At 50.4% G+C, this 25,569-nt stretch carries 27 protein-coding genes and 1 tRNA gene; 17 read left to right on the top strand and 11 right to left on the bottom strand.

Annotated elements, in window-relative coordinates; translation table 11 throughout:
• Positions 1 to 31: 31 nt before the first annotated feature.
• Both ACNQKP_RS15600 and ACNQKP_RS15595 read right to left on the bottom strand, forming a co-directional pair.
• Positions 32 to 502, bottom strand: coding sequence for a peroxiredoxin (locus tag ACNQKP_RS15600; RefSeq protein ID WP_015090920.1), 471 nt, complete (start codon positions 500 to 502; stop codon positions 32 to 34).
• Complete coding sequence (locus ACNQKP_RS15595) at positions 492 to 1,664, bottom strand: hypothetical protein (protein WP_417865832.1); 1,173 nt, start codon at positions 1,662 to 1,664, stop codon at positions 492 to 494. The genes ACNQKP_RS15600 and ACNQKP_RS15595 overlap by 11 nt, the downstream gene beginning before the upstream one ends.
• Positions 1,665 to 1,777: 113 nt before the next feature.
• Between ACNQKP_RS15595 and ACNQKP_RS15590 the strand changes: the two genes are divergently transcribed.
• On the top strand, positions 1,778 to 3,442 hold the full coding sequence (locus tag ACNQKP_RS15590; protein ID WP_417865830.1) for an AMP-binding protein: 1,665 nt from the start codon (positions 1,778 to 1,780) through the stop codon (positions 3,440 to 3,442).
• A 126-nt stretch (positions 3,443 to 3,568) separates the two neighbouring features.
• On the opposite strand, the gene ACNQKP_RS15585 is transcribed toward ACNQKP_RS15590, so the two are convergent.
• Positions 3,569 to 3,952: a high-potential iron-sulfur protein gene (locus ACNQKP_RS15585; RefSeq protein ID WP_417865828.1), complete on the bottom strand. Its 384-nt coding sequence runs from the start codon at positions 3,950 to 3,952 to the stop codon at positions 3,569 to 3,571.
• A 193-nt stretch (positions 3,953 to 4,145) separates the two neighbouring features.
• Complete coding sequence (locus ACNQKP_RS15580; protein WP_417865826.1) at positions 4,146 to 4,622, bottom strand: MerC domain-containing protein; 477 nt, start codon at positions 4,620 to 4,622, stop codon at positions 4,146 to 4,148.
• Between the two features lie 98 nt (positions 4,623 to 4,720).
• Here ACNQKP_RS15580 and ACNQKP_RS15575 point away from each other — a divergent pair, with 98 nt between their 5' ends.
• Complete coding sequence (locus ACNQKP_RS15575; protein ID WP_417865824.1) at positions 4,721 to 6,133, top strand: protein adenylyltransferase SelO; 1,413 nt, start codon at positions 4,721 to 4,723, stop codon at positions 6,131 to 6,133.
• On the opposite strand, the gene ACNQKP_RS15570 is transcribed toward ACNQKP_RS15575, so the two are convergent.
• Positions 6,124 to 9,225 carry an efflux RND transporter permease subunit gene (locus ACNQKP_RS15570; protein WP_417865821.1) on the bottom strand — a complete coding sequence of 1,034 codons (3,102 nt, stop codon included), beginning with the start codon at positions 9,223 to 9,225 and terminating at the stop codon, positions 6,124 to 6,126. The genes ACNQKP_RS15575 and ACNQKP_RS15570 overlap by 10 nt on opposite strands.
• 1 nt (position 9,226) lies before the next feature.
• On the bottom strand, positions 9,227 to 10,672 hold the full coding sequence (locus tag ACNQKP_RS15565) for a TolC family protein (RefSeq protein ID WP_417865819.1): 1,446 nt from the start codon (positions 10,670 to 10,672) through the stop codon (positions 9,227 to 9,229).
• A gap of 683 nt (positions 10,673 to 11,355) precedes the next feature.
• Between ACNQKP_RS15565 and ACNQKP_RS15560 the strand changes: the two genes are divergently transcribed.
• From ACNQKP_RS15560 to ACNQKP_RS15550, 3 genes are all read left to right on the top strand, one after another.
• Positions 11,356 to 12,237 carry an HNH endonuclease family protein gene (locus ACNQKP_RS15560; protein ID WP_417865817.1) on the top strand — a complete coding sequence of 294 codons (882 nt, stop codon included), beginning with the start codon at positions 11,356 to 11,358 and terminating at the stop codon, positions 12,235 to 12,237.
• On the top strand, positions 12,234 to 12,929 hold the full coding sequence (locus ACNQKP_RS15555) for an RluA family pseudouridine synthase (RefSeq protein ID WP_417865815.1): 696 nt from the start codon (positions 12,234 to 12,236) through the stop codon (positions 12,927 to 12,929). Before ACNQKP_RS15560 ends, ACNQKP_RS15555 begins: the two co-directional genes overlap by 4 nt.
• A gap of 12 nt (positions 12,930 to 12,941) precedes the next feature.
• Positions 12,942 to 13,033 (top strand) — tRNA-Leu (locus tag ACNQKP_RS15550).
• Between the two features lie 181 nt (positions 13,034 to 13,214).
• On the opposite strand, the gene ACNQKP_RS15545 is transcribed toward ACNQKP_RS15550, so the two are convergent.
• On the bottom strand, positions 13,215 to 13,523 hold the full coding sequence (locus tag ACNQKP_RS15545; RefSeq protein ID WP_417865813.1) for a DUF2834 domain-containing protein: 309 nt from the start codon (positions 13,521 to 13,523) through the stop codon (positions 13,215 to 13,217).
• Between the two features lie 124 nt (positions 13,524 to 13,647).
• Here ACNQKP_RS15545 and ACNQKP_RS15540 point away from each other — a divergent pair, with 124 nt between their 5' ends.
• The gene (locus ACNQKP_RS15540) at positions 13,648 to 14,058 is read left to right on the top strand and encodes a hypothetical protein (protein ID WP_417865811.1); all 411 of its coding nucleotides are present in this window, start codon (positions 13,648 to 13,650) and stop codon (positions 14,056 to 14,058) included.
• Here the strand turns inward: ACNQKP_RS15540 and ACNQKP_RS15535 are convergent.
• Both ACNQKP_RS15535 and ACNQKP_RS15530 read right to left on the bottom strand, forming a co-directional pair.
• Complete coding sequence (locus tag ACNQKP_RS15535) at positions 14,045 to 14,515, bottom strand: hypothetical protein (protein ID WP_417865809.1); 471 nt, start codon at positions 14,513 to 14,515, stop codon at positions 14,045 to 14,047. The genes ACNQKP_RS15540 and ACNQKP_RS15535 overlap by 14 nt on opposite strands.
• Positions 14,516 to 14,525: 10 nt before the next feature.
• Positions 14,526 to 14,933 carry a GFA family protein gene (locus ACNQKP_RS15530; protein WP_417865807.1) on the bottom strand — a complete coding sequence of 136 codons (408 nt, stop codon included), beginning with the start codon at positions 14,931 to 14,933 and terminating at the stop codon, positions 14,526 to 14,528.
• Between the two features lie 172 nt (positions 14,934 to 15,105).
• Between ACNQKP_RS15530 and ACNQKP_RS15525 the strand changes: the two genes are divergently transcribed.
• The 8 genes from ACNQKP_RS15525 to ACNQKP_RS15490 all read left to right on the top strand — a co-directional run bounded on the left by ACNQKP_RS15525 (position 15,106) and on the right by ACNQKP_RS15490 (position 20,885).
• A complete protein-coding gene (locus ACNQKP_RS15525; protein ID WP_417865805.1) occupies positions 15,106 to 15,861 on the top strand; it encodes a hypothetical protein in 756 nt (251 codons plus the stop codon).
• A gap of 250 nt (positions 15,862 to 16,111) precedes the next feature.
• Positions 16,112 to 16,912: a hypothetical protein gene (locus tag ACNQKP_RS15520; RefSeq protein WP_417865803.1), complete on the top strand. Its 801-nt coding sequence runs from the start codon at positions 16,112 to 16,114 to the stop codon at positions 16,910 to 16,912.
• 33 nt (positions 16,913 to 16,945) lie between these two features.
• A complete protein-coding gene (locus ACNQKP_RS15515) occupies positions 16,946 to 17,890 on the top strand; it encodes a hypothetical protein (RefSeq protein ID WP_417865801.1) in 945 nt (314 codons plus the stop codon).
• Positions 17,891 to 18,229, top strand: a complete 339-nt coding sequence (locus ACNQKP_RS15510) for an ankyrin repeat domain-containing protein (protein ID WP_417865799.1) — start codon at positions 17,891 to 17,893, stop codon at positions 18,227 to 18,229.
• Between the two features lie 88 nt (positions 18,230 to 18,317).
• A complete protein-coding gene (locus ACNQKP_RS15505) occupies positions 18,318 to 19,061 on the top strand; it encodes a substrate-binding periplasmic protein (protein WP_417865798.1) in 744 nt (247 codons plus the stop codon).
• Positions 19,062 to 19,117: 56 nt separating this feature from the next.
• Complete coding sequence (locus ACNQKP_RS15500; protein ID WP_417865796.1) at positions 19,118 to 20,074, top strand: hypothetical protein; 957 nt, start codon at positions 19,118 to 19,120, stop codon at positions 20,072 to 20,074.
• 9 nt (positions 20,075 to 20,083) lie between these two features.
• Positions 20,084 to 20,512: an SRPBCC family protein gene (locus ACNQKP_RS15495; RefSeq protein WP_417865794.1), complete on the top strand. Its 429-nt coding sequence runs from the start codon at positions 20,084 to 20,086 to the stop codon at positions 20,510 to 20,512.
• 112 nt (positions 20,513 to 20,624) lie between these two features.
• Complete coding sequence (locus ACNQKP_RS15490; protein ID WP_015090897.1) at positions 20,625 to 20,885, top strand: hypothetical protein; 261 nt, start codon at positions 20,625 to 20,627, stop codon at positions 20,883 to 20,885.
• Here ACNQKP_RS15490 and ACNQKP_RS15485 read toward each other — a convergent pair.
• Entirely contained in the window at positions 20,877 to 21,755 is an 879-nt protein-coding gene (locus ACNQKP_RS15485) for an SDR family oxidoreductase (RefSeq protein ID WP_417865792.1), read from the bottom strand. The two genes, ACNQKP_RS15490 and ACNQKP_RS15485, sit on opposite strands and share 9 nt — an antisense overlap.
• A gap of 213 nt (positions 21,756 to 21,968) precedes the next feature.
• Here ACNQKP_RS15485 and ACNQKP_RS15480 point away from each other — a divergent pair, with 213 nt between their 5' ends.
• The 3 genes from ACNQKP_RS15480 to murI are packed head-to-tail and all read left to right on the top strand — an operon-like array spanning position 21,969 to position 24,386.
• Positions 21,969 to 22,544: a hypothetical protein gene (locus ACNQKP_RS15480; RefSeq protein ID WP_417865790.1), complete on the top strand. Its 576-nt coding sequence runs from the start codon at positions 21,969 to 21,971 to the stop codon at positions 22,542 to 22,544.
• Positions 22,528 to 23,577, top strand: coding sequence for a guanosine monophosphate reductase (locus ACNQKP_RS15475; RefSeq protein WP_226988114.1), 1,050 nt, complete (start codon positions 22,528 to 22,530; stop codon positions 23,575 to 23,577). The genes ACNQKP_RS15480 and ACNQKP_RS15475 overlap by 17 nt, the downstream gene beginning before the upstream one ends.
• 2 nt (positions 23,578 to 23,579) lie before the next feature.
• On the top strand, positions 23,580 to 24,386 hold the full coding sequence (gene murI / locus ACNQKP_RS15470) for a glutamate racemase (protein WP_015090893.1): 807 nt from the start codon (positions 23,580 to 23,582) through the stop codon (positions 24,384 to 24,386).
• On the opposite strand, the gene lysA is transcribed toward murI, so the two are convergent.
• The gene (gene lysA, locus ACNQKP_RS15465; RefSeq protein ID WP_417865786.1) at positions 24,383 to 25,558 is read right to left on the bottom strand and encodes a diaminopimelate decarboxylase; all 1,176 of its coding nucleotides are present in this window, start codon (positions 25,556 to 25,558) and stop codon (positions 24,383 to 24,385) included. The two genes, murI and lysA, sit on opposite strands and share 4 nt — an antisense overlap.
• Between the last annotated feature and the right edge of the window lie 11 nt (positions 25,559 to 25,569).

Here is a 25,569-nt window from a genome sequence, read left to right as displayed (position 1 = left end):
AAAAAGGGCTCCGTCAGGAGCCCTTTTTCATTTACAAATCTTTGATGAACTTCAGCATCTCGGCCGCGTGGCCCTGTGCTTTGATTTTACGAAACTCCCCGACAAGCTTTTGATCCTCGTCGATCACAAAAGTGCTGCGTTCAATGCCCATCACTTTTTTTCCATACATGTTCTTTTCTTTGATCACATCAAACAGCTGGCAAAGCTCTTCTTCTTCGTCGGACAAAAGCTCAAACTTAAAGTCATACTTGCAGATGAATTTGTCATGGGACTTCAAACTGTCGCGAGAGACACCAAAGACCACGGCATTTTGCTTTTTAAACTGCGCCAGCAGGTCATTAAACTCAATGCCCTCGGTGGTGCAGCCTGGAGTGCTGTCTTTCGGGTAGAAGTAAAGCACGACCTTTTTTCCCTTCAACGAAGAAAGACTCAGGGTCTCTCCGCTGGAAGATGGAATTTTGAAGTTAGGGACTTTTTTACCAAGTTCAATTTTAGCGGCCATTTGGAATTCCTTGTGGTGGTTCTTGAGGGGGCAATTGCTGTTGCTGAGTTTCGTCTTGCGGTTCCGGCACCGGCGGATTGTTCGGATCATAGCCTTCCGGGAAACCTTCATTCGAAGGGTCCGCGTTTTCAGGAGCCTGACCCTGCTCGTTTTGCTCAGGCATTTCAATCATGTCCATTCCCGGGTTCTGACTGCGCTGACGCTGCAACAACACGTCCGGATCCACGTCACGTCCCGCGGGCAATCCAAGCTCTGGATTCCCTGGGTGCAGCGGTTCACTGCTGGCAGGAGCCTGACCTGACGGCATCGGAACAGGACCACCCGCCTTCGGTGCGCCCGGCGCAGGCGTTGCCCCTGGAGCCGGTGCCGGAGCCACAGCGGGTTCTTCCGGTGCATACAGTTCCGTTTCGGTGACAGTGATCTTTCCTTCCATCGGAACATCAGCTTCGATTTTGCGGATGTCCGTCAGATTCTCATAAACTTTTCCGCGCAATTTGATCAGATTTTTACCGGATTTTTGATAATCATAGACATCCAGGCGGATCATTTGCTCTTTGGTGCGATCCTGCGCCCAGTCCTTGCAATTCAAGCTTTCAAGCTTTTCCTTCCCCTTCAGAGAACAGTGAATCTGGCGGTTCAAAATGCCGGCTCCCAGACCCAGGACCTCCTGCAGATTTTCGGGATAGAAAACCAGATTCAGCTCGCCCTCTTTCGGAACATCGAAACTGGCAATGCGCTTGGCGTCCGCTTTATCACTGCATTTTTCAAAGACCTCGCCTTTTTGCGGGTATCCCAATAGCCCCAGCACGTCGCGTTTCACAAGATAACGATCACAGCGAAACATCGACTTGTTGGTTAATTTGATGTTTTGTGAGGCCAACAAAGCTCTTTGAACTTTTCCGAATGGTGATTTACTGATCGGCGGGCGCGCTGCGGTCAAAACCCACCATGCTTCACGTTGAATACCGTCGGCCTCAGCCAGATAGCGCACCAGTAGATCCAGACTTTTATCTCTGTGCGAGGTGTCTTCTGCCTTCGGAGTAAGCACTTTGGCGGCTTGTTCTTTTACGACGGGCGCTTCTTCTTTCTTCCAAAAACAGGAGGAAAGCCCCAGTGCGGCAATTAGCGCGGCAAAAAGAATAATCAGGCGGCAAAGCTTCATATCTAGAGTCTTGCAAATAGGCCCTGTGAAAACAAGAATTTACTTTACCTCGTTTGAATCTTTACTCTAAACTTTCTAAGAATCAAATTGAAGCACTTTTGCAGGAGGTTCTCATGGAAAGAATTTGGCTTAAGAATTACCCGAAAGGCGTTCCCCACGAGGTGGATCTTTCCAAATATGGATCACTGGTAGATGTCTACGAGGAGGCCATCGGTAAATTCCAGTCCAAAAAAGCTTTCACCAGCATGGGAGTCAGTCTCACCTTCAGCGAGCTGGATCGCAAAGTGGATCAGTTTGCTTCATTCCTGCAAAACGAACTGAAACTGAAGAAAGGCGATCGCATCGCCATTCAGATGCCGAACCTTCTGCAATTCCCGATCGTGGCTTTTGCAGCTTTGCGTTCCGGCCTGACCATCGTGAACACCAATCCGCTGTACACCGCAAAAGAAATGCGTCACCAGTTCAAGGACTCAGGCGCAAAAGCCATCGTGATTCTGGCAAACTATGCTCACCTGCTTCAGGAAATTCTGAAAGAGACAGACATTGAAAGCGTTGTGATCACAGAAGTGGCCGACCTGTTCCCGACTCCGAAAAGAATCCTGGTGAACTCGGTTGTGAAATACATCAAAAAAATGGTTCCGGCTTACCACCTGCCACAAGCCTACACGTTCCGTCAGGCTTTGGAGCTGGGTGCAATGAAACCTTCCTCGAAAGTTCCAACCAACCTTGAAGACATCGCTTTCCTGCAATACACCGGTGGCACCACAGGTGTAGCCAAAGGCGCGATGCTGACTCACAGAAACGTGGCTGCAAACATGCTGCAGATCTGCGACTGGATGAAACCAAAACTTCGCGAAGGCGAAGAGGTCGCGATTGCGGCTTTGCCGATGTACCACATCTTTGCTTTGACTCTGAACTGCCTGGGTCTTTTGCGCTATGGAAGCGAAAACGTGCTGATTTTGAATCCGCGCGACATCCCGGGCTTCATCAAAGAACTTAAAAACACTCCGTTCACAGTGATGGCCGGCGTGAACACTTTGTTCAATGCTTTGATGAACAATCCAGCCTTCACCACGATTGATTTCACTCGCGTGAAAGTCAGCGTCGCTGGCGCAATGACCCTGCAAAAACCGGTGGCTGAAAAATGGATGGAACTGACCAAGTCCGTGATCGTGGAAGGTTACGGTTTGACGGAAGCTTCCCCGGTTGTGTGCTGCAACCCGATTGACGGTACAGACCGCGTGGGCACTATCGGCCTGCCATTCCCAAGCACTGACATCATGCTGATTGATGACGATGGCAAAGAAGTCGCCATGGGCGAACCTGGGGAACTGGTTTGTCGCGGCCCTCAAGTGATGGCAGGTTACTGGAACCGTCCGGATGAAACAGCACAAGTATTGAACGATGGCTGGTTGAAAACCGGTGACGTGGCTGTCGCTGACAACGATGGGTTCTTCAAAATCGTGGATCGCAAAAAAGACATGATCCTGGTTTCAGGCTTCAACGTTTATCCAAACGAAGTGGAAGAGGCGATCGCGTCCCATCCTGGCGTTCTGGAAGTGGCGGCAATTGGTGTGGTTGACCAGCACTCCGGCGAAATCGTCAAAGCGGTGGTGGTTAAAAAAGATCCAAACCTGACAGCGGAAGATGTTATCGCTCACGCCCGCAAGAGTTTGACGAACTATAAAGTTCCGCGTCTGGTGGAGTTCCGCACGGAGCTTCCGAAAACGAATGTCGGAAAAATCCTGCGTCGTGCTTTGCGCGATAATGCAAAATAGATTTTAGTGAAGTTGAAAAAGAAAAAGCCTGATAAGGAAACTTATCAGGCTTTTTTTATTTTAATAACTTGGGCTGCTCCAGCTTGCGCGCCTGGCGGCGCTCCAGCACTGCCCGGCAGGGCCGGATTACGCCTTTTTATTCCAGGATGCACACCAAGCGTCGCCTAGAACAAGTTTGCCAGCGAAGATTGTGCAAGTGCCGACTTCTTTGCCGTTACGAACTTCTTTTTTCGCGTAGAAACCGCAAGTCACACAGTGATTGCCTTTGGCTTCTGGAGATTTTTTGTAGTCTTCGATGTACTTTACTGCTTTTGCTACAGAATCATTGGGATCAACCAAAGCCATGCCACCAGCGGCCGCGCCACCTGCAGCAGGAGCTCCACGTTTTTTCTGAGCTTCAGCAGAAGAAGAGAAAATAGCGTTCAACATAGTTGGTGCAACTACCGCCACACCGGTGATTTTCGCAAGGGTCGTGAAGAAACCACGGCGATTCATATTCGTCTCAGTCATTGATGCCTCCATCATTTGGTTTTCAACTAGACACTACCCGAAATCACTTGGTTTTCAATTGGAAAGAGGGCAAATAACGGCCCTGCAGCGAAAAAATAAGACCTAAGTTATGAAAATCGCAACGAAATGCTGCATGTGGCGCCGCAAAAAGCGGCATTGACAGGGGCGACTTTAGACTGTCACCCCGAAGACTCTAGGAATGCTTGTGACAAAGGCACGCGCGACGATTCAGAACATGGGCAGTGATCAGAATGAAGCTTCCAAGGATGGTCACCACATCGTGCTCCATCACTTCCACCCACTCATGCGGCAGCACTGACGCCGCACAGATCATACCGAGCCCCAACACTCCCATGGACAACACTTTCACCTGACGGTGATGTTTGTAACCACTCCAGAACGCAAACAGACCCACTGGCAAAATCACCACCGCCATCAGGATGTGCACCCATTCGGCATGGAACACTTCACCCATGACTGGCAGAAGCAAAATCAACAACGGCGTCGCCAGACAGTGAATCGCACACAACGAAGAAAGCACAATCCCGATACGATCCCAGGTCAGCGTTTTTTCTTCAAAAACCTCGTGCTGAGTGTGATCCACCTCGCAGCAGGAATCATGTGATTTGCCGGAGTTTACAGAACTTGGATTCAGGATTGTTTCGTCCACGGATACCGCCTTTGGAAATCCAGTTGTCTCCTAAATGCAAGTTACTGTCAACTAGATTACCTTTTGCGTTTCCCCTTGGAAAAGAAGATAAGGAACAAGTGAGCACTCCATTCATTCCACCTATTTATGAACTGGGGCCTGATTTCTACGACGAAGTCCGCCCTGCCCAATTCCCCAAGGCCCTGTTGCGATATCGCAACCAAGACGCTGCAGAGAGCGTTGGATTGGGTTTACTGACCCCACAAGAATGGCAAAATCACTTCTGGGCCTTTGAGAGCCTTCCTCAGAATATCAAAACACCGCTGGCTTTGCGTTACCATGGCCATCAGTTCCGCAGCTACAATCCAGACCTAGGCGACGGCCGAGGCTTTTTGTTCGCGCAAGTCCGCGACCACAGCCGTCTGTTGGACCTGGGCACCAAGGGCAGCGGAACCACTCCCTATTCCCGCCGCGGTGACGGACGCCTGACATTGAAAGGCGCCTTCCGCGAAATCCTGGCAACTGAACTTTTGGAATCTTACGGCGTCAACACCAGCAAAACATTCTCGGTGTTTGAAACCGGAGAAAGCCTTGAGCGCCACGATGAACCATCCCCCACCCGCGCCGGAGTTCTGGTTCGCCTCAGCCACAGCCATATTCGCTTTGGAACATTCCAGCGACTGGCGTTTTTCAATCAGACAGACAATATCAAAAAGTTAATTCAATATTGCGTGCGCCATTACTACCCAAGCCTTGCAGGCTTCAGCGAAGCTGAGCTGGCTGCCGAATTTCTGCGTGCCGTGGCTCAGAAAAAAGCCGAGACAGTCGCCGCATGGATGATGGCCGGTTTTGTTCACGGGGTTCTAAACACCGACAACATGAACATCACGGGTGAAAGTTTTGATTACGGACCCTACCGCTTCCTGCCGGTTTACGATCCGGCCTTTACGGCGGCGTACTTTGATCAGTCAGGCCTTTACTGCTTTGGCCGTCAGCCATCAGCAGTACTGTGGAATCTGCACCAACTGGGTGGCGCGCTGAAGGTCGCCTATCCGGAACTTCCGGTACCGGAGCTTCTGGAAGAGTTCGGTGACGTCTTCAATTTGGAAGTGCAAAACCGTCTGTTAAAACGACTGAATCTGAAAAATCCATTGCAGGAAATCGGCGCGATTCATGATCTGAACGCCGAGCTGGTATCTGGTATCTTCCAGTTCATGGACACAGAAAAGTGCGCCTTTGAACAAACCCTGTATGATCTGCACTCGGGCGCATTACCAGAACGCCTGCAAAGATCCGTTCAAAAAGACCTTTACCAAAAAGAGTCCTTCAAAAAATTAAGCGAGACCCTGTCTTGTTTTGAAATTGATGATGAAGAAAAAGCCCGCCACAGCTATCTGCAAACCGGCAAGGCCTGTGCTCTGGTTATTGATGAACTGGAAGCACTGTGGGCCCCCATCGCCGAACAAGACGACTGGGGACCCTTTGAACGGAAGCTGGTTGAAATTCGCAGCTTCCGGGGACTTTACGGCTGATAGCCGGCAAGTTTCGCAAGTTTGGCGCGGAACCATGCTTTGAAATCTTCCACAAAGCCAAAGGCTGCCGGAACGATCAAAAGCGTCAGCAAAGTCGAGCTGATCAGGCCACCGATGATGGCAACACCCATGGATGTTCTCATCGCCGAAGCCTCATTCAGACCGATCGCAATTGGAATCATACCCGCGATCAACGCCAACGAAGTCATCAAAATCGGACGAAGACGCGTGCGGCAGGCCTTAATAATTGCCGCATTACGCTCGACACCTTCGTGGATCAGGTGATTGGTGTAATCCACAAGCAAGATCGAGTTCTTCGCCACAACCCCCAGCAGTAACACAATCCCGATAAGCGAGAAGATGTCGATGGTCTTGCCAAAGATCAACAGCGCCAGGAACGCCCCGGTCATCGCCAGAGGCAAGGCCAGCAGGATCGTGAATGGCGTGATGAAGCTTTCATACAAGCTCGCCAAAACCAGATAGATGAAAATCACACCCAGAATAACCGCCAGAAGCATGTTCTCGATCAGCTCTTTAAAGTCATCCGCCTGACCTTTGAAGGCAAAATCCACACCCGGAGGTGGCGGCATTTCCTTCTTGATGATTCTTTCAACTTCGGCAGAAACGTTCCCCAAAGCCCCGCCCTTGGCAAGGTTTCCGGAAATCTGAATGTAACGGCCTTTGTTCATGCGGTTGATCTGAGAGAAACCTGAAGCGTTTTCCCCTTGAGCAATGCGTGAAAGCGGAATCATGTTGTAATTCGCGTTCGGCACCAGTGTTGTGTTGAACTGACTGCGCAGATCGCGGAACATTTCTTCAAAGCGCACACGGATTTTATAGTCGATACCGTTTTCACGATAAATCGCCTGCTCGTTGCCTTCGGTGCGGTTGCGTAATTCCGCCCCCGCTGTCACGGTGGAAACCCCCAGCGCCTCGGATTTCTTACGGTCAAACACGACATGGAATTCTGGTTTTCCGGAGCGGAAGTTCGTATCCACATCCACCAGACCCGGAATCTTTTTCATACGCTCCACCAGTTTGGTGGCATAGACGTTCAACTGATCCAGATCCTCACCCTGAATATTCACATTCAGTGGTTTTTCACCCGAGTTCACCGCATCGATATCACCAATGGAAACATTGGCGTCTTTTTCAAACTGCGGGAATTTCTTACGCAAAGATTCTTTGTAATCGGTGGTGTTCATGCTGCGGTGTTTGCGTTCCACCAGGCGGATGAACAACATGGATTTATTCGATTCATTATTGGAGTTACCAACAATCGTCATCACCATGTCCACGGCGGAATCGTTTTCAAAGATCTTTTCAACTTTTTCCGTGAACTTGCTTGTCGCCATCAGGGAGCTCCCCACCGGAAGCTCAACGTTCACCACGAACTCACCGTTATCCGCCGCCGGCAGGAAGGTCGCCGGAATAAAGGCCAACGTGCCCAAAGAAGACACGAAGATCAAAACCCCTCCGGCCAGAATCTTTTTCGGATTCCCCAGGGTGTATTTCAGGGCCTTTTCATACCAGTCTTCAAGCCATGTCTGGAAATTATCAAACGCCGTCAGCATGCGACCGACAATGCCGGTGCCTTTGACGTGCTCATTCGGGTGCGCCATATAAGCCGACAGCATCGGCGCCACCGTGAAGGCGTCAAACAGGGAAATCAGCATCGTAAACACGACCGTCAGACCAAACTGCTTGAAGAACTGCCCGACAATCCCCTGCAGGAAGGAAATCGGACCAAACACCGCAATCACCACAAGTGTCGTGGCAATAACGGCCATCGCCACCTCTTTGGTTCCATCCAAAGCGGCGTCTTTGGGTTTTTTGCCCATTTCCAGATGTCGGAAGATGTTTTCCCGCACGACGATGGCATCATCGATCAAAAGCCCCACCGCCAAAGAAAGCGCCAGCAAGGTCATCAAGTTGATGGAAAAGCCCATGGCCCACATAATAACAAAACCACCCAACAGGGAGTTTGGCAAAGCCATGGCCGTAATGAAGGTCGACCGCGCCGAACCCAGGAAGAAGAACACCACAATCACGCAAAGGATGATACCGATGATGATGGATTCCTTCACGTCATACACGTTCATCTGAATCGGACGAGATGTATCTCGCACCATCGTCACGGTGCCCTTCAGGCCCTTTTCCTTCAGCATTGCATTGACGGTCTCAATGTTCTTTTTAACCGCCTCGGCCACGGCGACGGTGTTGGCACCACGCTGCTTGTAAACGTTCATCAAAAGAGCGCGCTTGCCTTTCACGCGACCCATGGTTTTCTGGTCTTCCAGACTTTTCACGACACGGCCCACATCCTTCACCAGGATGGCTTTGTCGGAACCCACGAAGTTGACGTTTACTTCCTCGATCTGCTTCAGGGATTCAAACTCCCCGTTGGTTCTTAAGGTCGTTTCATCAATCGGGTTTTCAATTTTACCAATTGGGATGTCTTTAGAGGTGTCAATCACACGCTGAGACACTTGCAACATCGAGATCTTACGATCCTGCAGCTTGTTCTTGTCGACCAGAACGTGAATTTCCTGTTTGCGACCACCGAAGATGTCCACCTGGCCCACGTCTTTGATACGCTCAAAGCGCGGTTTAATCACTTCGTTCGCAAGATCATACGCGGCCCCCTCGTCCATTTCTGTCGTCACGGCCAGGGTCACAATCGGCTGATCGGCCGGGTCAAAACGGCGGATCACCGGTTCATAAATCTCGGAAGGCAGGTCGCGGCGGATGTTGCCGATGCGGTTGCGCACCTCCTGCTCGACCTCTTTGATGTCCGTCCCCAACTGGAATTCCAGAATGACGATTGCCACGCTGTCCAGATTGTTCGATCTTAAGTTCTTCAGACCCGAAATACTGCCGACTTCATCTTCAATAAGCTTTGAAACCTGTTTTTCCAGATCCAAAGGCGAAGCCCCCGGATAAGTGACCTGCACAAACAAAATCGGAAAGGTCACATCCGGAAACATGTCCACGGGCATTTTTCTCAAAGAAAAAGCACCCAGAATCAGCATCAGAATCACGATACAGGAAATAAAAATAGGTCGTTTAATCGATAGACCAGGCAAATTCATACTATTTCTCCTCCCGTTTGTTTTCATCCAAAGTGACGAACAAGCGGGCCTGAGCTTCCATTTTTCTCTGCTCAGATTTCAGTTTGGTCAAAGTGAGTTCCGCATCCGCAGCATCTTCTTCGGCATTGATCACATTGGCCGTGATAGAACGGCCTTTGTTGAACAATTCAGCCTGGGCCTTAGCGGCACCTGACTGCAGGCGGGCAATTTCGCCGGCGGACTCAATACGTTTGTTCATTTCAGAATAACGGCGATTCAGCTCGATCCAGGCACTTTCACTGTCCAGGATCTTTCTTTCACTTTGCAACTGGGCCGCCAGTGCATCTTTGCGCGCAGCCGACTTTGCAGAACCCTTCACATCGGTGTCGAACATATAAATCAGATTCAACCCCACCTTCCAGGTCGGAAGTTTGTTGTCGGTCCATTTCGACGTCGCATCCGGAATGCTTTTGTCCGGCTGGAAGTTATTGGTATTATAAGACCCGCCCAAAACCAGATCCGGGCGATAGACGTCCTCGGTTTCTTTAGCCACCAAAGACATGGCCTTGGCATTCAGCGAAGACAAATAAGCCTCCAACGCCACGACCTTGCCGCCGTTGCCATCCACCATCGAATTCAAAGTGCGGGAACGGGAAATATCCCCGGAAATATCCGGCAGGGCTTCATCATCCCGAAGCTCCAGATAATCACGAATCTGGCGTTTCGCCGCAGCCAGATCATCTTCGGCAGAAACCAACTGAAGCTGACGAGCCGCCACCAGCGCCTGCGCTGACAGCAAATCAGCACGCTCACTGATACCATCGTTCACACGACGACTGGTCCAGGCTTCGATACGACGGGCGCGCTCCAAGGAGGCACGGCCAATGCGCAGGTTTTCAGTTTGATAGACATAATCCCAGTACGCAGCTTCCGCACTGACCAGCAGGGCTTTTTTCTGCAGGTCAAACTTACCAACTTCCGCAGAGGCCACAGCTTCCTGACGATCCTGACGAAGACGAGTCGCATGACCGAAGGAGTTCTTCCACAAAGACTGACTCAATCCCAGCCCCAGTGTTCCGTAAGAGAACTTTTGGAAATTGGGATTTAACAGCGCTCCTTCATTCTCGACTTCCGTGGCGTTGGCCGTCAAAGACACATCCGTACCAGAGGAGAATCTTTTCGCCAGCCCCAGCTTCAGATCTGTTGCCGTTGTCTGAGTCCCCCCCAGCTGAGCGAACTGCCCCAGCGGGCTCTTGTCATTCAGATAACTCACGCCAGCGGTAAAGACTGGTACCAGCTCCACGTCGCCGGAGATACGGCGGTCCTCCGCGGCCTCTTTTGAGATATCCAAAGATTGAATGGATTTGTTTTTATTTACGACAGCCTGAAGATAATCCTGAAGATTCATCGCCAGCGCATGCGGTTGCCACAGTCCGAGCAGAAGTCCTACGAGGGCGCCCTTTTTCATTTTTCAACTTCCTTCCGAAATACAAACTTCGGAAGAAAACCTAATTTAGCGGCTTATCCAAATCAAAACATTTCATGATTTGATTTTAATACGACGGGGGTGCGTAAATTCATGCGCCAGAAATGAAAAACCCCGCGACTGGCGGGGTTTTGAAAGCAAACTGAGATCAGGGCATTCACTGCACTATTTTGCTGCAGCAGCCTCTTCTTTTTTCGCACAATCAGCGCATCCACCTTTTTTCGTAGCGCACTCAGTGCCGGAGCAAGCAGACTTTTCAGCCTTCGCAGCTCCACAGCCACAATTCTCGTGGTTGTGTGACTTGTGTGCACAAGAAGCCAAACCCAAAACCAAAACAGATGATAGCAAAAGCATTTTCATGGAACCGATCCTCCAAAATAGTGAGCTTTAAGCTTAGCGACTGCCCTCATCCGCGGGCAAGCAAACAGCCCGGCTTCTGGTCCTCAAACTTCAAATTTGGTGACAATTTGCGCCAAGCCCCTGCTTTTTTACCGGCTATTCAGGCGAAAATTCCCTTAAAAATGCGCAAACTTACGGCATTTAAACGTCCCATCGGGAACTTAATGCAAGGTGGCTAAATTGAACCAAATCCTGACAAAATGAATTCTTGAAACTGCCTCCGATCTGGGGCTTAATGGGTCCGATTCGCGGAGGGGGAACCGAGAATGAAACACTTACAACTGAAGACAGCCAGCTTGCAGTTTGTGATCATGTTAATGATCGCAATGTCCGCAGTTCCTGTTTATGCAGCCCCCGCAACCGCCGCTCCCGCCCACGAATTCTTCACTGTGGACGAGGACAATCTGGAATCAGACACCACCCGCAGAAATGAATACTCTTTCATGGAGTATACTCCTGAATTTGGACCTCAACAGTTCATCCAGGGTCTGAAAAAAGTGGTGATCAACCTTCTGAAATGGACTCTTCACGAAGAAGCGCCTCCCACGCCAGAAGAAAAATACATGCGCAAACTTCACTTCGGCCGCTGGATCAATGATCCCACGGACGACACTTGCATGAACACCCGTGCAAAAGTTCTGGTTCGTGACTCCAATCAGGAAGTCACTTACCGCGGCAACAGACAGTGCGTGGTGGATGCCGGTCACTGGAATGATCCTTACGCAGGCAAAGAAGTTGTCGTTGCCAAAGAAATTCAGATCGATCACATGGTTCCTTTGAAAAATGCTTATGTGTCCGGCGCTTGGCAATGGGATTACAAAACCCGCTGCCTGTATGCAAACTACATGGGCTACAAAAACCACCTGGTTGCGGCAGATGCCAGCGCCAACATGTCCAAGGGCGACCGTGCCCCTGACAAATACCTTCCATCCAATCTGGGTTACCGCTGTCAGTACGTTCGCGACTGGCTGGCTGTAAAACTGATCTGGAAACTGAATATGACCATGGATGAAGTTCAGGCGATCCACGATGTGGTGACCAACTATGGCTGCAAAGCCTCTGACTTCAAATTCAGCAAAGCCGAACTTGAGAGCCAGCGTGAATACATCAACGCCAATCTTGATTTCTGCATGATCAACAAAAGATGATCGAGATTCTTTTCGAAGATGACTACTTCCTTGCCGCAGCCAAGCCGGCCGGCATGCCATCCCAGGCCACAGTTGATAAAAGCCGCCAGGACTTCTTCACCGCCCTTAAAAACCAACTGCGCAATGAACGGGGCAATGACTTCTATCTGGCCCTGCACCACCGCCTGGATCGCGACACCTCCGGCGTGATGATCTTTGCAAAAACCAAAGAGGCCAACGAACCTCTGGCGGATCTGTTCAAAACTCACAAGATTCAAAAAACCTATCTGTGCCTGACCAAACGAACCCAGAAAGCGGCCGATGCCTGGGAAGTCGACAACCATCTGGTGGAGATGAAGGACAACAAACTTAAAAAAACCAAGATGGTTCGCACCCAGTCCGGGGGCGATCGCGCCTACACCAAGTTCCGCAAGCTGGAAGTATTCCCCGAAGCTTTGCTGATCGAGGCACAACCTTTAACTGGACGCATGCACCAGATCCGAGTGCATCTCGCGGATCGCGGCATGGGTATCTATGGTGACGACATCTATCAGGCTCCAAAAAATCCCGTGGCTCCGCGCCTGATGTTACATGCCCATGCGCTGGAGTTCACTCACCCGTTCACCCATGAATTTGTGCGTATAGAATGTGCAGTTCCTGCAGACATGGCGCAATTCATGAAGACATTGACGTTTCATTCTAAAAATGATTGAGTTGACCCTTGTGCCCCGGTGGCGAAATCGGTAGACGCACAGGACTTAAAATCCTGAGCTTCGTTTAAACGGGCGTGCCGGTTCAAGTCCGGCCCGGGGCACCATTCCCTCTCCAAATTTCTTCGGACAGTCCTCGTTCTTTTTGTTTTCCGTTTCATTCTGTTGATTGATGGGTTCAATGATTTTTCGTTGGCTTCGTGTTGGCTACAAAGGCCTGCGGAACTTGAAATTTGGAGAGGGAATGGTGCTTCCGCTCAAGTAGTGAGTGGAAGGCGTGATGCTTGGCTACTTTGGGGAAGAACTGCGCTTATAGAAATACAGAGGCAGAGCTAGTGACAGGCCTACCATTAAATTGGCTGCCAGAATCATCCACCAGCCGTTGATACTGTTTTTCTTGGAATCAAAGAATGACCATAGCAGGAATGCTGCTGACGAGATGACCAGGTCTACTGCGAAAAATCTGGATACGCTGTTTGCAAATAGTTGTTCTAGGAAAAGAGAAACGCTTGCTCCCGGCTCCATAAAGAACGGAACCAGATAGTAAAATGGAAGTACAGTCCCTAACACAGCAAAGAAAATCCATATTTTGCGCATAGCTCATGCTATGAGGTTAACAATTCACAAACAAGGTCAAAATCCGACATCACAGGCCAGACGTAATTTTAAACTCAACAAACTAAAGAATCGCATACATCATAAGTTCTTAAAGAGGTCCTTAGTGAATCTTAGATTTTTGAATGCTCAAAATGTTTTCTTGATGGATGCTATGGGAGCTTTATTAAGCCTGACTCTAACGGCGGGAGTTTTGCCGCTCCTGTCGACCTGGACAGGGCTTCAGCCGAATATTCTTTACTTCTTAGCGACGTTCCCGTTTGTTTACTGTGTTTATTCGTTTGTCTGTTACAAACTGCGAAACAGAAAACCGTGGATGCTTTTGACCATCCTCTTTGCCAATGCTCTTTATGTTCTTGTCTCAGGGGCTGTGATGATGACGGTTCCGGGAATCACCGCGTGGGGTTATTCATTCCTGTTGGCAGAAATTCTGGTCCTGCTTGCCGTTATCCTGATCGAGTGGTCGGTGTACCGCAGCTCCTTTAGAAAAACTGCGGACTCGTCTAAGGCATTTTAAAAATCATAAAATTCAAACTCTGCCCCTGACTGCTTACAAAACCCAGACTGTAGCTTCCGGTTTTGGCGAATTCAAAGCGCAGGGCTTTGCTGACAGTTCCGCAGTCGCGGATCTTGCCAAAATCTACCGGATTAAAAGAAGTCCCTGAAGCAAGTTCAGTCACATCCATGCGTGGATAGGCATCCGATACAATCACGTAGGAACCGGGTGTTGCGACGTCGAACTTCACAAACCCATTCGAACTGGATTCGCCCGACACTAACAACAACTCGATCCTCTGGCCCGTGGCAACGACGGGTCCCCGTGCCTGCTCGACACTTGCGGACGCCTTTGCTCCATTAGCAATCCAGATTTTATAAGCTTCGGCGGAAAAATTGCGGGAAGATGTGCAACCTGCGGGAACATCAGCGGCAAAAGCACCACCACCCAACAATAAAGAAAAAATCAAAGAAAGCATACTTGCCACCTTACGACGGAAGTTTATCAAATTTTCGAACCTTGTCCAAATCCACGGTCCAACTGGCCTGACTGGAACAAAAGATATGTGCCGTGGGCTTGATCAAAACCTCTGTATTCAGACTTCCCGCGGGCACCACCAGCAGTTTGCCTTCCATTTGCAAATTTGGAACGGCCGCCCCACATTGCTTACAAAAACTCTTTATGTGTCTTGTCGACGGCAGATTGTAGGTGGTGATCTTATCTTCACCTGAAAGCCAGTTTAGCTTGGCACTGGAAGAAAACAAGTTTGCCGCATGGGCAGAACCTGTGTCCTTCTGGCAGTGCTTACAATGACACAGAAAGAAACTTTCAAAGGCGCCTGTCACTTCAAAGGTCACACTTTGACAAAGACAGGAACCCGAAGACAGATCGTTCACAGACCACCCCTACTCTTTTCGCGATACTCACACCCGCAACCGAGGCCATAGCCGGAACTGCAAATTTCTTTGAAGCTCCTTATTACAACAAGCTTATTCCCTGCTTTTTCCTGACACAAGTAGTTGCTCAATGCCCCATCCTTTGCCTATAGTTTTAGACAGGGAGAACAACATGAAGACACAACACCTGCTGCTGATCGCGGCTTTGACACTTACTGGTTGCACCAAGGCTGAAGAAGAAGTCCCGTCCATCAAAGCTGAATTCCAGCAAAAGTATGAATTTGTCATGGCCTCATTTGATTCCACCATTCGCACCCACGACCGCGAAAGCACTTTGGCCCCAACCCAGCAGGAGTTCCTAAACCGCCAGCTGAACGAACTTAAAGCCATCATCCCTTTGCGTGGCATGACCGAAGCTCACCGTTATGACTCCTTAACAGAAAACCAAACCTTACGCGTCGACAGCTCGCAGGTGGGACTGGTCATCAACCGTGTGAACGTGTGGCAACTGTGCAGCCAGATGAGTTCCCTGGGCATCGGCACCTTGCAAATGGGCGGCTATTCCCTGGCCGTGAACGCCAGCCCCAGCTCTGCTTATACTGTGAACTCCGATTACTTTAACTACGATGCTTACACACCCCAGTATCAGGCCGCACCTCAAAAAACCATCGCGGCTCCAGCCGTTATGATGTGGGAAAACACGGTCAGCAACCCCGGCCAGTGTTACCGTGCCCGGGTCTTGGTGGAATACGGCCTGCCTCATGAAACCGTAAAAAAGTCCCTGATCGAATGGCGTCAGAACATTGCAAGCATTCAAGGGCGCCTGGAACAACTGACTCGCGAAAGATCTCCGGCGAATTATCCACTCAGCCATCAATTGATGGTGGAATCCCAGAAGCTGAAAGAAGCCTTCGAGAAATTGCCTTAATAATAAAAGCCGCCTCAACAGCGGCTTTTTCTTTTTCAACCCTGCCAACAACTCTCATTACAACAATCGCTGGAAAGCAAGTTTTCAGCCCGTTGCACTTTTTGTCCTTCAAGCAAGAAGCCCCCTCTCCAGATGTTACTGAATGCAAAGCAGCTGGCCCAGAGCTTGAATCTTTATCACATTGGCAGAGAGAGCCCTCGTAAGTCTCATTTTGAGACAGAGAATAAGAACATAAAAAGGAGAGAAACCCATGAAGAGAACGATCACACTGTCCGTTGCTGCAGTTATGATTTCCCAAAGCGTTGCCTTAGCACAAGTAGACCGCACTGCCGAAGTCACCGGACAGGCCATCAATCAGGCCCAGCAAAATATTTCCACGTTGCGAGTCAACCTGCAAAGCCTGGACAACGCTCTGGCTGAAACTGCTGCCACAATTGAAGCTCGTGACAACTCTGGCGGGATCACCAACGGAATTACCATCGCAGGCGCGGCGGTAGGCCTTGGCCTGTCTGTGCTGACTTACTTTACTGCTCATACCGGCCGGGAAGGGTCCGGGATTGGAGCGATGGTGGGACTTGCAACTTCGCTAGTGGCGACAATCACTTCGATCGTTACCGGCACCGGAAGCGCCGTGCTGAAAGAGGACATTGATACCGCCGCTATCGACAAACAACTCGAAGCCCTTGAAAAAGAAATCGCCGCCAACAGCCAGGGGCAATCCAAAGAGACCTCGGCGCTGTTGATCCAGCTTTCCGCCTCGGTCTCCGGCATGCGCAGCTCTCTGCAGGCCTATCAAAAAGATGAAAATGGAACCGACCGCACCAAGTTGATGGCACATATTTCACAAGGTCTTGGGACCGCGCTGCTCTTTTATTCTGCGACACAAAGAAATGCCAGCAACAAGACCATTTTGGTGGGCGGACTGCTACTCAGTGCCGGCAATCTGACTCGCATCGTGGCCGGCATGAGTGACTCTCAAGCCGAGATGGTTTTAAAAGAGATCAAATCCACACGCACCAGTCTGCGCACAGCTGCCATGATCCTGGAGTAACCCCGGATGCTGAAACGGACTCTTTGCTTTTTAATGGCATTAACCCTGGGGCTTCCGCTGAAGACCCAGGGCTCTGCTTTGCGCTGCGAGTCCGTTTTCATTCCAAGCCTGAAAGAAGTTCTGCAGACCATTGACCGCGAAAACTCGCAGTATCTTTTCAATGGTAAAACAGTGCAGGAACACACTTCCTCCCTGTCCTGGAATCGCAAAAGAAAAATCCGCAAAATTCTGAATCAACTGCAAGTCGAAAATGTCCCTTCCCAAGTCACCCTTGAAAGACAGGCCGTGGAATTGGGCACCCTGCTGTTTGGCGCGAAAGACGCCCCCACCCGCTGGATCAAAAAGAATGGTCAGGAACGAATGGAAGAATCCGCCGTTCTGATCGTCAAAGAACAGCTTCTGAAAGAAGGCCTGGTTAAAACCTGGGGGCAGACTCACGACGCTGCCACAGTAAGTACTCTTTCCAAAGTCATGGACCGTGTCTGGCGCTTTCAGCACAGCCGCATTATGGAATTTGCCGGCATTCCCTACTGGCTGCCGAAAATGCCCGACAAAGCCATCAGCAAAGAGCTGATGTTCAAGGTCATCCGTGATGGCTACACCACTCATCAAAAAGAGGTCGCCATCGCCCTCAAGTCCCAGAACTACCGGGACGCTTACAACACCTTCGCCAAGATCTACAAACCCGTGGTCTTTGCCTTGATTTTTATTTTTATCATTGAACGCTCTTACGACCAGTATCAGGACGAAATCAATAAAGCTGTCGACAGCATGATCAAGGATCTGCAACAGCAGCGCGATTCTCTGGATGAGGCTCTGCCCCAGGTAAAACTGGAAGAAGGAAAAAATGCCTTCCGCCAGGCTCTGGAAGGATTTAAGATGAAGTGGGGTGAAGAGCCCACACCTGCCGAGCGCGCCGTGATGCAAACCCGTATCGAAAGCGCTCTGGGCCTTCCACAAGGCAGTATTGGAGAATAAATGTCAGCTGGGGACTGGAAAGAAATGTACAACGCCGCCGCCACCGGCAATATGGAGCTGGTTCAGTACCACATCAAAAACGGTGTGGATCCCAACTATCAACATCCCGAAATCCTTTCCACGGCCCTGGTTGCCAGCATCACTTATGGACATGTGGAAATAGCCAAGTTCCTGCTTGAGCATGGGGCCAACCCGAATTTACTTTCTGAATTCGACAATATGACACCGCTACAAGCCGCCAAGACCTTCAAGAGGCAGGAAATTATCGATATTCTTGTGAAATTCACGCCGCCGCCTCCTTTGCTGGAACGCTTTCTTCGTTTTTTTCACCTCCGTTAACGAAGTAGTCCTAAATTTCTAAATCGTAATAGTCTCTCCCCCGAAAAAGGCAGTGACAACAGTCAGGGCCCTGTATGACCTTATTTCCATGAACGCATTGATGGCTTTGGCCTTCATTCTCACTCCTTTATGTTCTTTGGCAAAACCTTCAGAGCCAAAGGCGATCCGCTATGGTATCAACTCCAACTACGCCATGCCTTTGATAAATGTGGAGCGCGTTCAGAACACCCCTAAACTTGAGGGCGGGTTGTTACGAGATCTGGGGCAAGCGCTGTTTAAAGAACTCAACCTCACCCCCACGTGGCTCCTATTACCCAAAAGCCGGGTTGCCTCCAACCTCACCTCGGGCAACGTGCACTTGGTCTGTCACTTAAATGAAGTCTGGCAACCAGCCATCCGCGAGGCGGTTTTCTGGAGCCACGATCTTTATCGCAGTTCAAATCTGATTGTGTACATTGGCGGAAAGCCCATTCTGAAAGCCAAAGATCTTTATGGTAAACGTGTCGGTGGGGTCTTAAATTTCATCTATCAGTACATGGATGACTATTTCAAAAAAGGCCTGATCCAGCGTGAAGACGGTCCCAACAACGAAAGCAACATCCAGAAGCTGCTCAATGGGCGCATCGACTATATCATCATGTCGAACCTTGAATTTGAGTACTACAAGAAAGTCTATCCCAGCCTTGAATCCTCCGACCTGGGAATGGACGAGGTTATCACCAAGTGCGCCCTTTCCCGCAAAGCCCCGATCACCCTGGAAGAGCTGAACCGGGCCATCGACACCATCAAGAAAAACGGAACCTTGGAAAAAATCCTCAAATCCTACAATTAGGCCCGCTCACTCCAGCCTTTCTTGACTCACAGAGGCCTTCCTGCGATCTAGGTCCCATGAAAGCCCTTTTACTCCTGACAGCCCTAGTTTTAACCATCGCCGGCTCTGCCCGCGCCGAGGGGCTGACTTGGTGGTCCGCCACCGCCGAAGACGTGGAAAAGGCGCCATGCAAAACACAAAGCGCCCCTTCATTGGCGACTATGGAATCCACCCTGCTGGCTTTGCCGGGTACCAGGGCTTCCAAAGTCCTTAACGGCATCAGCTTCAAAAACGAAAACCCCCGTCTGCTGGAGCTTTTCTCGGATCTGCACAAGCTTGATATCAGCCTGCGTGGCCGCCCGGAATTGAACTTCACCCTTCCTTGCGACAAAGTCCTGTGCTCCGTTAAAAAAATCTATGGCGACACCGAAGGTGTGCAGCTGTTATATCTGCTAAAGACCTTCGGCTTCAATGGTTCGCACCTGCGTACGAACCTCGCTTCCGCGTGGCGCGCCGATGAACTGAATGAGATTCTACAGGCCCTGGCGGACTATCCTTTGCATCTGTACCCTGTGGATTATAACAAACGCCTGATCCACTTCCTGCGAGGGGCGCGCTATGGTTTCGGCCAGGACATCGTGGCCAACGCCAGTATGGAAATCTTTGACCTGTGGAATGAACTTTCTGCCCCGGAACGCCAGCAGACCTTCCTGCACGAACTGGGACACACCCTGGCTTACCGTGGAAAACTTGATACTTCGGCCGAGTGGCTGCGCTTGGGCGGCTGGCAGGAAACCCGCCGCACGGTCAATGGCGTTCTTTACCGTGAATACACGCTGGCGGATCCCTCCAAAGCCGTTTCTGAATACGGCAAGCTGAACCCCTCTGAAGACTTTGCCGAATCCGTGGTGGCCTATCGCTTCACCGGGCAACGCCTGAAGGAACAGCAGCCGCAAAAATACGAGTTCCTGAAAAAACAGGTGTTTGCCTCTCAGGAATATTTGTCGCAAGATCAATGCAGTTCCTCACCTTAGGAGTTCCCGATGAAAGACAGCATTGAATTATCCATTAAGCTTAAAGCCAGCAGCGGCTGGATCTGGAATGCCCTGACTGATCGCGGGGAACTTGAAAACTGGTGGAGTGAATCTGTTGTCCTTGAGCCCAAAGTCGGCGGCTCTTTTAAAGAGCCGTGGCTGGATGACGAAGGCGACAAACAAATGGCCTCCGGCAAAGTTGTTAAACTCAAAAAAGAGCAGTTCATCACTTTCACCTGGAAAGAAAAAAGCTGGCCAAAAACCGCTGTCACCGAATGCACCTTCACCATTGAAGACAATGGCAAAGAACGTGTTCTGTCACTGGAACACACCGGCTGGGACACCCTGCCCGCAGAAATCCGCGCCAAAACAATCAAGGACTTCAAAGTAGGCTGGGGTTATCACCTGAAAGAGCTTAAATCCTATCTGGATGATTGAAGAAAATTTTGAAACGTTTTCCAAACAGAATCCTAACTGGTAAATGGCCGCAAGGCCTCTTATAAAAGCCCCGAAACCAAGTCACTTCTAAACAAGTAATAAGGGGCTTTCCATGAAGACATTCGCAGTTATCGCAACTCTTTTGCTGTCCTCTGTATCATTCGCAAAAAGCAAATCATGCTCCTGGCAGATTGAAACTCACTTCCGTCAGCAGGGTTATCAAGTTCGTCTGGTGCAGTTCCAAAAAGAACTCGAGACCGGCGACAAAGTATACCATGTGCGCACGAACTATCATGGTGGCGATGCTGCTTCTGAAGTAACCACCAGCCCACGTTGTGAAATTCTGGATGTTCGCGAACTTTGGTCAGAGTAAGCCCTCCTGAGGCTCGGGCAAAACCCAGGCCTTTTTCATATCCTCGCAGAACTCTTCAAAGCTGCGAGGATCCCGGCTTAGTATCTTTCCAAGTACTCCCGACACTTCGGCCGCCGCCCCTTCCCGGGCCGCTCGGTGCAGACTCATCTGCGCTTCCATCATCCACGGCGACTGTTCCCGATTGAACGTCTTTCGGGCCGCATCCTCGGTCACGGGCACATACGAAACCCTTCTGCGGGCATAATGAGAAATGATCGATACAGCCTCGGCATTGGACAGGGCTCTTTCCCCCGTTAGCACCAATTCCCGCTTTTGATAGCGCCAGGGATCTTGCAGCAGCAGAGCGGCGACATCGGCCACGTCCCGGGCATCCACATAGGACGTGCGACCTTCCCCTTGAGGCAAATACAACGTACCTGCCATCAGGGACTCATAGTGCGACTTTAAGAAGCATTGCATGTAAATATTGGGTTTTAGCAGGCAATAGCGCAGACCACTTTGCATCAGGATGTCATCAGCCTCGCCCTGGATTCGTTGATATAAATAGCGGGACACCGGCGATGCCCCCAAACCTGAGACTTTTAAGACAAACTGCACCCCCGAAGCTCGGGCGGCGCCTATCACATTTTCGGCCTGCTGAATCATATTTTCACAAAGAGGCTGGATAAAGACCAGGACATCAACATCCCGGAAGGCCTGCTCCAAAAGATAGCGGTTCTCAAGTGGGACCTGCATCCCCTTGATATCCTTTGGCAAGCGCTCCAGATCCCGGCTGACAGCGACGACGTCCGCACCATTTGAATGCAGTTGACGAACCAACTCCGACCCCATGGTCCCGGTGGCCCCCGTCACCATAATTCGCAGTTCCATAAAGCCTCCCAGAGCCTTTATTATGACAAATTCTTCCCTCGAACCGTCATCTGTTTCTTAGCAAGAGTCCGCTTGACTCAAACAGGCTTTAGGGATGTAAATACTTAAGTGAATTTTTTTGCCGAGAACCTGAAGGTCTTTAAAAAAGTTTTCTTGCCCCTGTTCGCGCTGGTCGTTCTGTCGAGCAACATAGACCAGTACCTAAATCTTAAAATGGAAACCGCCCTTCGGGACCCCTTGGGAGTTCAAACCCAGGTGATTTATTATGGCTTCTTCTCTATTTTAAGCAGCGTTCTGTTCCCCGTCCTGCTGGTCAGCATTGCCTTGTATGCTCTGAACAACTTGGATTCCACGACGCGAACTCTTCAGGATTTCTGGGATAAATATCTGAATCAAATGTACATCGAGACCCTGCGCGCCTGGGGAAAAACCCTGCAGTGGACTTTGCTGCTTATCATCCCGGGAATCTGGAAGTACGTGGAGCTTTCCATGGTGCCTTTCGTAGTCACCTCAAGCCAGGCCTACGATGAAGGCAGGATCGATGCACTGAAAGGTTCCGCGCAAGTCGTGCGCCGCCGCTGGTTTGTGATTTTGGCGATACTGGTTTTATTCCACCTTTTCATTCCAGGCGTCCTGACCACCGTCTTTGATGCCTATCGCCTGATCTGGAAAACACCGGCGCAAAGCCTGCTGCTTTCCGCCCTGGACACCTATTTGCTTTTGGTTTCAACTCACATTCTGTTCAATATTTTTAGAAGCGAGGTAAGACGTCATGACGCTCATGTTTAACTGGAAAGATATCAAGAATCGCGGCAAAGGCCTGACCTTCGATGACGTCCTGATCATCCCGGCAAGATCTGATGTGCGCTCCCGCCGCGACCCGCGTCTGACTTCCAAAGTGACCAAGAACTTCACCATCGAAACTCCGATCGTCAGTGCGAACATGGACATGGTCACTGAATACGACATGGCGTTTGCGATGAATCAACTGGGTGGCATGGGGATTCTTCACCGCTTCCTGGATATTGAAGAACAAGCCGCTCAGGCACGTCGCCTGAAAGAAAATGGCGTGAAAGTGATTTCCGGCAGCGTCGGCGTGGGTGAAGAATTCAAGACCCGCGCAAAAGCCCTGGTTGAAGCCGGCGTGAACATCATCACGATCGACATTGCTCACGGTCACTCTGTGCAAATGATGGAAACCATGAAATGGCTGAAAGACCAGTACCCGCAAGTGGATCTGATTGCCGGCAACCTGGCGACTCCGGATGCGGCTCGTGATCTGATCGAAGCTGGCGCTGATGCGATTAAAGTGGGCATCGGGCCTGGCTCTATGTGCACCACGCGCATCATCACCGGCTGCGGGGTTCCGCAACTGACTGCGATCGGCCTTTGCGCCGAGATCGGTGAATCCTACGGCGTTCCAGTGATCGCTGATGGTGGCATCCGTACTTCTGGTGATATGGTGAAAGCATTTGCCGCAGGCGCAAGCACCGTGATGCTTGGAAGCATGCTGTCTGGCACGATTGAAACTCCCGGGGAAATCAAAAACGGTAAAAAACAATACCGCGGTATGGCCTCCAGATCCGCTCAGGATTCTTGGCGCGGTGGCGTGCCTGAGGGCATGGCTCCTGAAGGGGAATCCACTCAAGTGACCGTCAAAGGCCACGTTAAAGACGTGATCCTGGAAGTCACCGGTGGCATCCGCAGCGGCATGAGCTACATCAATGCGACAAGCATTGCTGAAATTAAAGACAAAGCCCTCTTTATGGAAATGTCTTCCAATGGTATTGCTGAGTCTCGCGCACACGGAGTGAAAAACTAAGAATGGCAGACCAGGATTCCCGTCCCATAGGTGTCTTTGATTCAGGTATCGGCGGATTGACAGTTCTAAAAGAGCTGGCGCTGCAGTTTCCTCATGAAAGCTTTTTATATGTAGGCGATACGGCTCGCCTTCCCTATGGTTCGAAATCACCGCAAACCATTCGCAAGTACTCTGAACAGATCATTCAGTTCCTGGAAAAACAAAACGTCAAAGCCATCGTGATTGCGTGCAACACAGCTTCAAGCCAGGTGTCCGAACGCGAGATCGATGGACTGCCGATTTACAACGTGATTGAGCCTGGTTCCCAGCGCGCGCTGGAGCTTTCCTCCGGCAAACGCATCGGGGTGCTTGCCACGCGCGCCACGGTTAACAGCCAGGCTTACACTCACAAAATTCATGCCCTGGATCCGCAGGCTCAAGTTTTTGATCAAGCCTGCCCGTTGTTTGTTCCACTGGCGGAAGAGGGCTGGGATGCAGATCCCGTCACCAATCTGATTGTGTTCCGTTATTTAAGCCCGCTGTTGCAAAACCATATCGACACTTTGATTTTGGGTTGCACTCATTATCCGATTTTGAAAAACTCCATTGCGCGAGTGACTGGAAGCTCGATTGAGCTGGTGGATTCCGGCGAAGCGATTGCGCAGTGGTTGTCGCGCGACTTCAAGAGCGGCCGACTGGGCCCAAATAAGAGCAATGAACCCCGTCGCATCGATATTATGACGACGGATTCTTCCGCGCACTTCACTGAAATGGCTCAGCGGATTTTAAAACCCGCCAAAGCCGATCAGTACGCGGTCGTCGACGTTTAGATGCAAATCTCCAAAGGCAGTTCCTGCAGGTTATAGACGCTGGCCATGGAATACCCATAGGCCCCGGAATCCATGATCGCCACAAAGTCGCCTTCTTGCACCTTCGTCAGAGAGATCTCTTTCGCGAAGAAATCCGAAGACTCACAGATCGGCCCCACAACATCCACCACAAAGGCCGTGTCTTTTCTTTTCAGCGGTTCAATGCGATGAGTGGCTTCATACAATGACGGACGAATCAGGTGATTCATTCCCGCATCGACGATCACAAAAGTTTTCGCACTGGTTTCTTTGATGTACTGCACTTGCGTGATCAAAGCCCCACAATGAGCCACCAGCCAGCGGCCGGGTTCTGCCTGCAGTTCACAGTTTAGATCCGACAGATTTTCCAAAGTGATTTGCGCATATTTCTGCAACAGGGATTCTTCCAATTGAAGGTCAACACGATCATAGAAAATCCCCAAGCCGCCACCGAAATCAAACTTCTTCAGAGTGGGGAATTCTGCCTGTAACTCAAGATACACAGATTTCAACCTTTTCAATGCTTCGTCGTATCCAGAGAACTCCAGCATTTGGGATCCCAGATGCAGACTGACACCCACCAGATCGATGGAATCAGAATAGTTCTTAAGACATTTCACCAAAGCCGGAACCATGGAACGCTCCATGCCGAATTTATTGTCTTTCAAACCCGTGGCAATATAGGGATGCGTATTAATATCCACATCCGGGTTCAGGCGCAAAGCCACCTGGGCTTTCTTTTTCAATTCACGTCCCAGCATGCCGATGCGCTCCAGCTCTGGCAGACTTTCCACGTTTATTTGATAGATTCCGAGCTTCAGGGCCTCAGTCACTTCGAATTTGGTTTTACCCACACCGCTATAGACGATGTCCTGCGGAGAAAAGCCGCATTCCAAGGCGCGTTTGATTTCGCCCAAAGAAACCACGTCCGCTCCGGCACCGAGGCTTTTAAGTTTTTGCAGAACACCAGGATTGGGATTGGATTTCACCGCAAAGAAAAGACGAGTCCCCTTCAAAGCCTGAGACATCGCCTGATACCTTTGGGCGACAGAATCAAGGTCATAGACATAAATGGGGCGCATGTAATTGGCCACCAGGGGCAAAAGTGGTTTTTTTAACGGACCAAGACACAATTCATTATTGATGTATTCCACGAAAACCTCGT

The sequence above is a fragment of the Bdellovibrio bacteriovorus genome, from assembly GCF_048286975.1.
GTDB classification, from domain to species: domain Bacteria; phylum Bdellovibrionota; class Bdellovibrionia; order Bdellovibrionales; family Bdellovibrionaceae; genus Bdellovibrio; species Bdellovibrio bacteriovorus_H.
The sequence above is the reverse complement of the archived record's forward strand: the minus strand, read 5'-3'. Positions and strand labels throughout refer to the sequence as shown.

Coding starts and splice junctions, on each gene's coding strand:
- ACNQKP_RS15485 (WP_417865792.1), bottom strand. CDS start 21,755: ATGGAACTGCGAATTATGGTGACGGGGGCCACCGGGACCATGGGGTCG.
- ACNQKP_RS15545 (WP_417865813.1), bottom strand. CDS start 13,523: ATGCGCAAAATATGGATTTTCTTTGCTGTGTTAGGGACTGTACTTCCA.
- ACNQKP_RS15565 (WP_417865819.1), bottom strand. CDS start 10,672: ATGAAAAAGGGCGCCCTCGTAGGACTTCTGCTCGGACTGTGGCAACCG.
- murI (WP_015090893.1), top strand. CDS start 23,580: ATGGCAGACCAGGATTCCCGTCCCATAGGTGTCTTTGATTCAGGTATC.
- ACNQKP_RS15480 (WP_417865790.1), top strand. CDS start 21,969: ATGGAAACCGCCCTTCGGGACCCCTTGGGAGTTCAAACCCAGGTGATT.
- ACNQKP_RS15525 (WP_417865805.1), top strand. CDS start 15,106: ATGAAGACACAACACCTGCTGCTGATCGCGGCTTTGACACTTACTGGT.
- ACNQKP_RS15585 (WP_417865828.1), bottom strand. CDS start 3,952: ATGACTGAGACGAATATGAATCGCCGTGGTTTCTTCACGACCCTTGCG.
- ACNQKP_RS15560 (WP_417865817.1), top strand. CDS start 11,356: ATGAAACACTTACAACTGAAGACAGCCAGCTTGCAGTTTGTGATCATG.
- ACNQKP_RS15535 (WP_417865809.1), bottom strand. CDS start 14,515: ATGCTTTCTTTGATTTTTTCTTTATTGTTGGGTGGTGGTGCTTTTGCC.
- ACNQKP_RS15600 (WP_015090920.1), bottom strand. CDS start 502: ATGGCCGCTAAAATTGAACTTGGTAAAAAAGTCCCTAACTTCAAAATT.
- ACNQKP_RS15520 (WP_417865803.1), top strand. CDS start 16,112: ATGAAGAGAACGATCACACTGTCCGTTGCTGCAGTTATGATTTCCCAA.
- ACNQKP_RS15475 (WP_226988114.1), top strand. CDS start 22,528: ATGACGCTCATGTTTAACTGGAAAGATATCAAGAATCGCGGCAAAGGC.
- ACNQKP_RS15505 (WP_417865798.1), top strand. CDS start 18,318: ATGAACGCATTGATGGCTTTGGCCTTCATTCTCACTCCTTTATGTTCT.
- ACNQKP_RS15510 (WP_417865799.1), top strand. CDS start 17,891: ATGTCAGCTGGGGACTGGAAAGAAATGTACAACGCCGCCGCCACCGGC.
- ACNQKP_RS15595 (WP_417865832.1), bottom strand. CDS start 1,664: ATGAAGCTTTGCCGCCTGATTATTCTTTTTGCCGCGCTAATTGCCGCA.
- ACNQKP_RS15490 (WP_015090897.1), top strand. CDS start 20,625: ATGAAGACATTCGCAGTTATCGCAACTCTTTTGCTGTCCTCTGTATCA.
- ACNQKP_RS15500 (WP_417865796.1), top strand. CDS start 19,118: ATGAAAGCCCTTTTACTCCTGACAGCCCTAGTTTTAACCATCGCCGGC.
- ACNQKP_RS15515 (WP_417865801.1), top strand. CDS start 16,946: ATGGCATTAACCCTGGGGCTTCCGCTGAAGACCCAGGGCTCTGCTTTG.
- ACNQKP_RS15495 (WP_417865794.1), top strand. CDS start 20,084: ATGAAAGACAGCATTGAATTATCCATTAAGCTTAAAGCCAGCAGCGGC.
- ACNQKP_RS15590 (WP_417865830.1), top strand. CDS start 1,778: ATGGAAAGAATTTGGCTTAAGAATTACCCGAAAGGCGTTCCCCACGAG.
- ACNQKP_RS15570 (WP_417865821.1), bottom strand. CDS start 9,225: ATGAATTTGCCTGGTCTATCGATTAAACGACCTATTTTTATTTCCTGT.
- ACNQKP_RS15555 (WP_417865815.1), top strand. CDS start 12,234: ATGATCGAGATTCTTTTCGAAGATGACTACTTCCTTGCCGCAGCCAAG.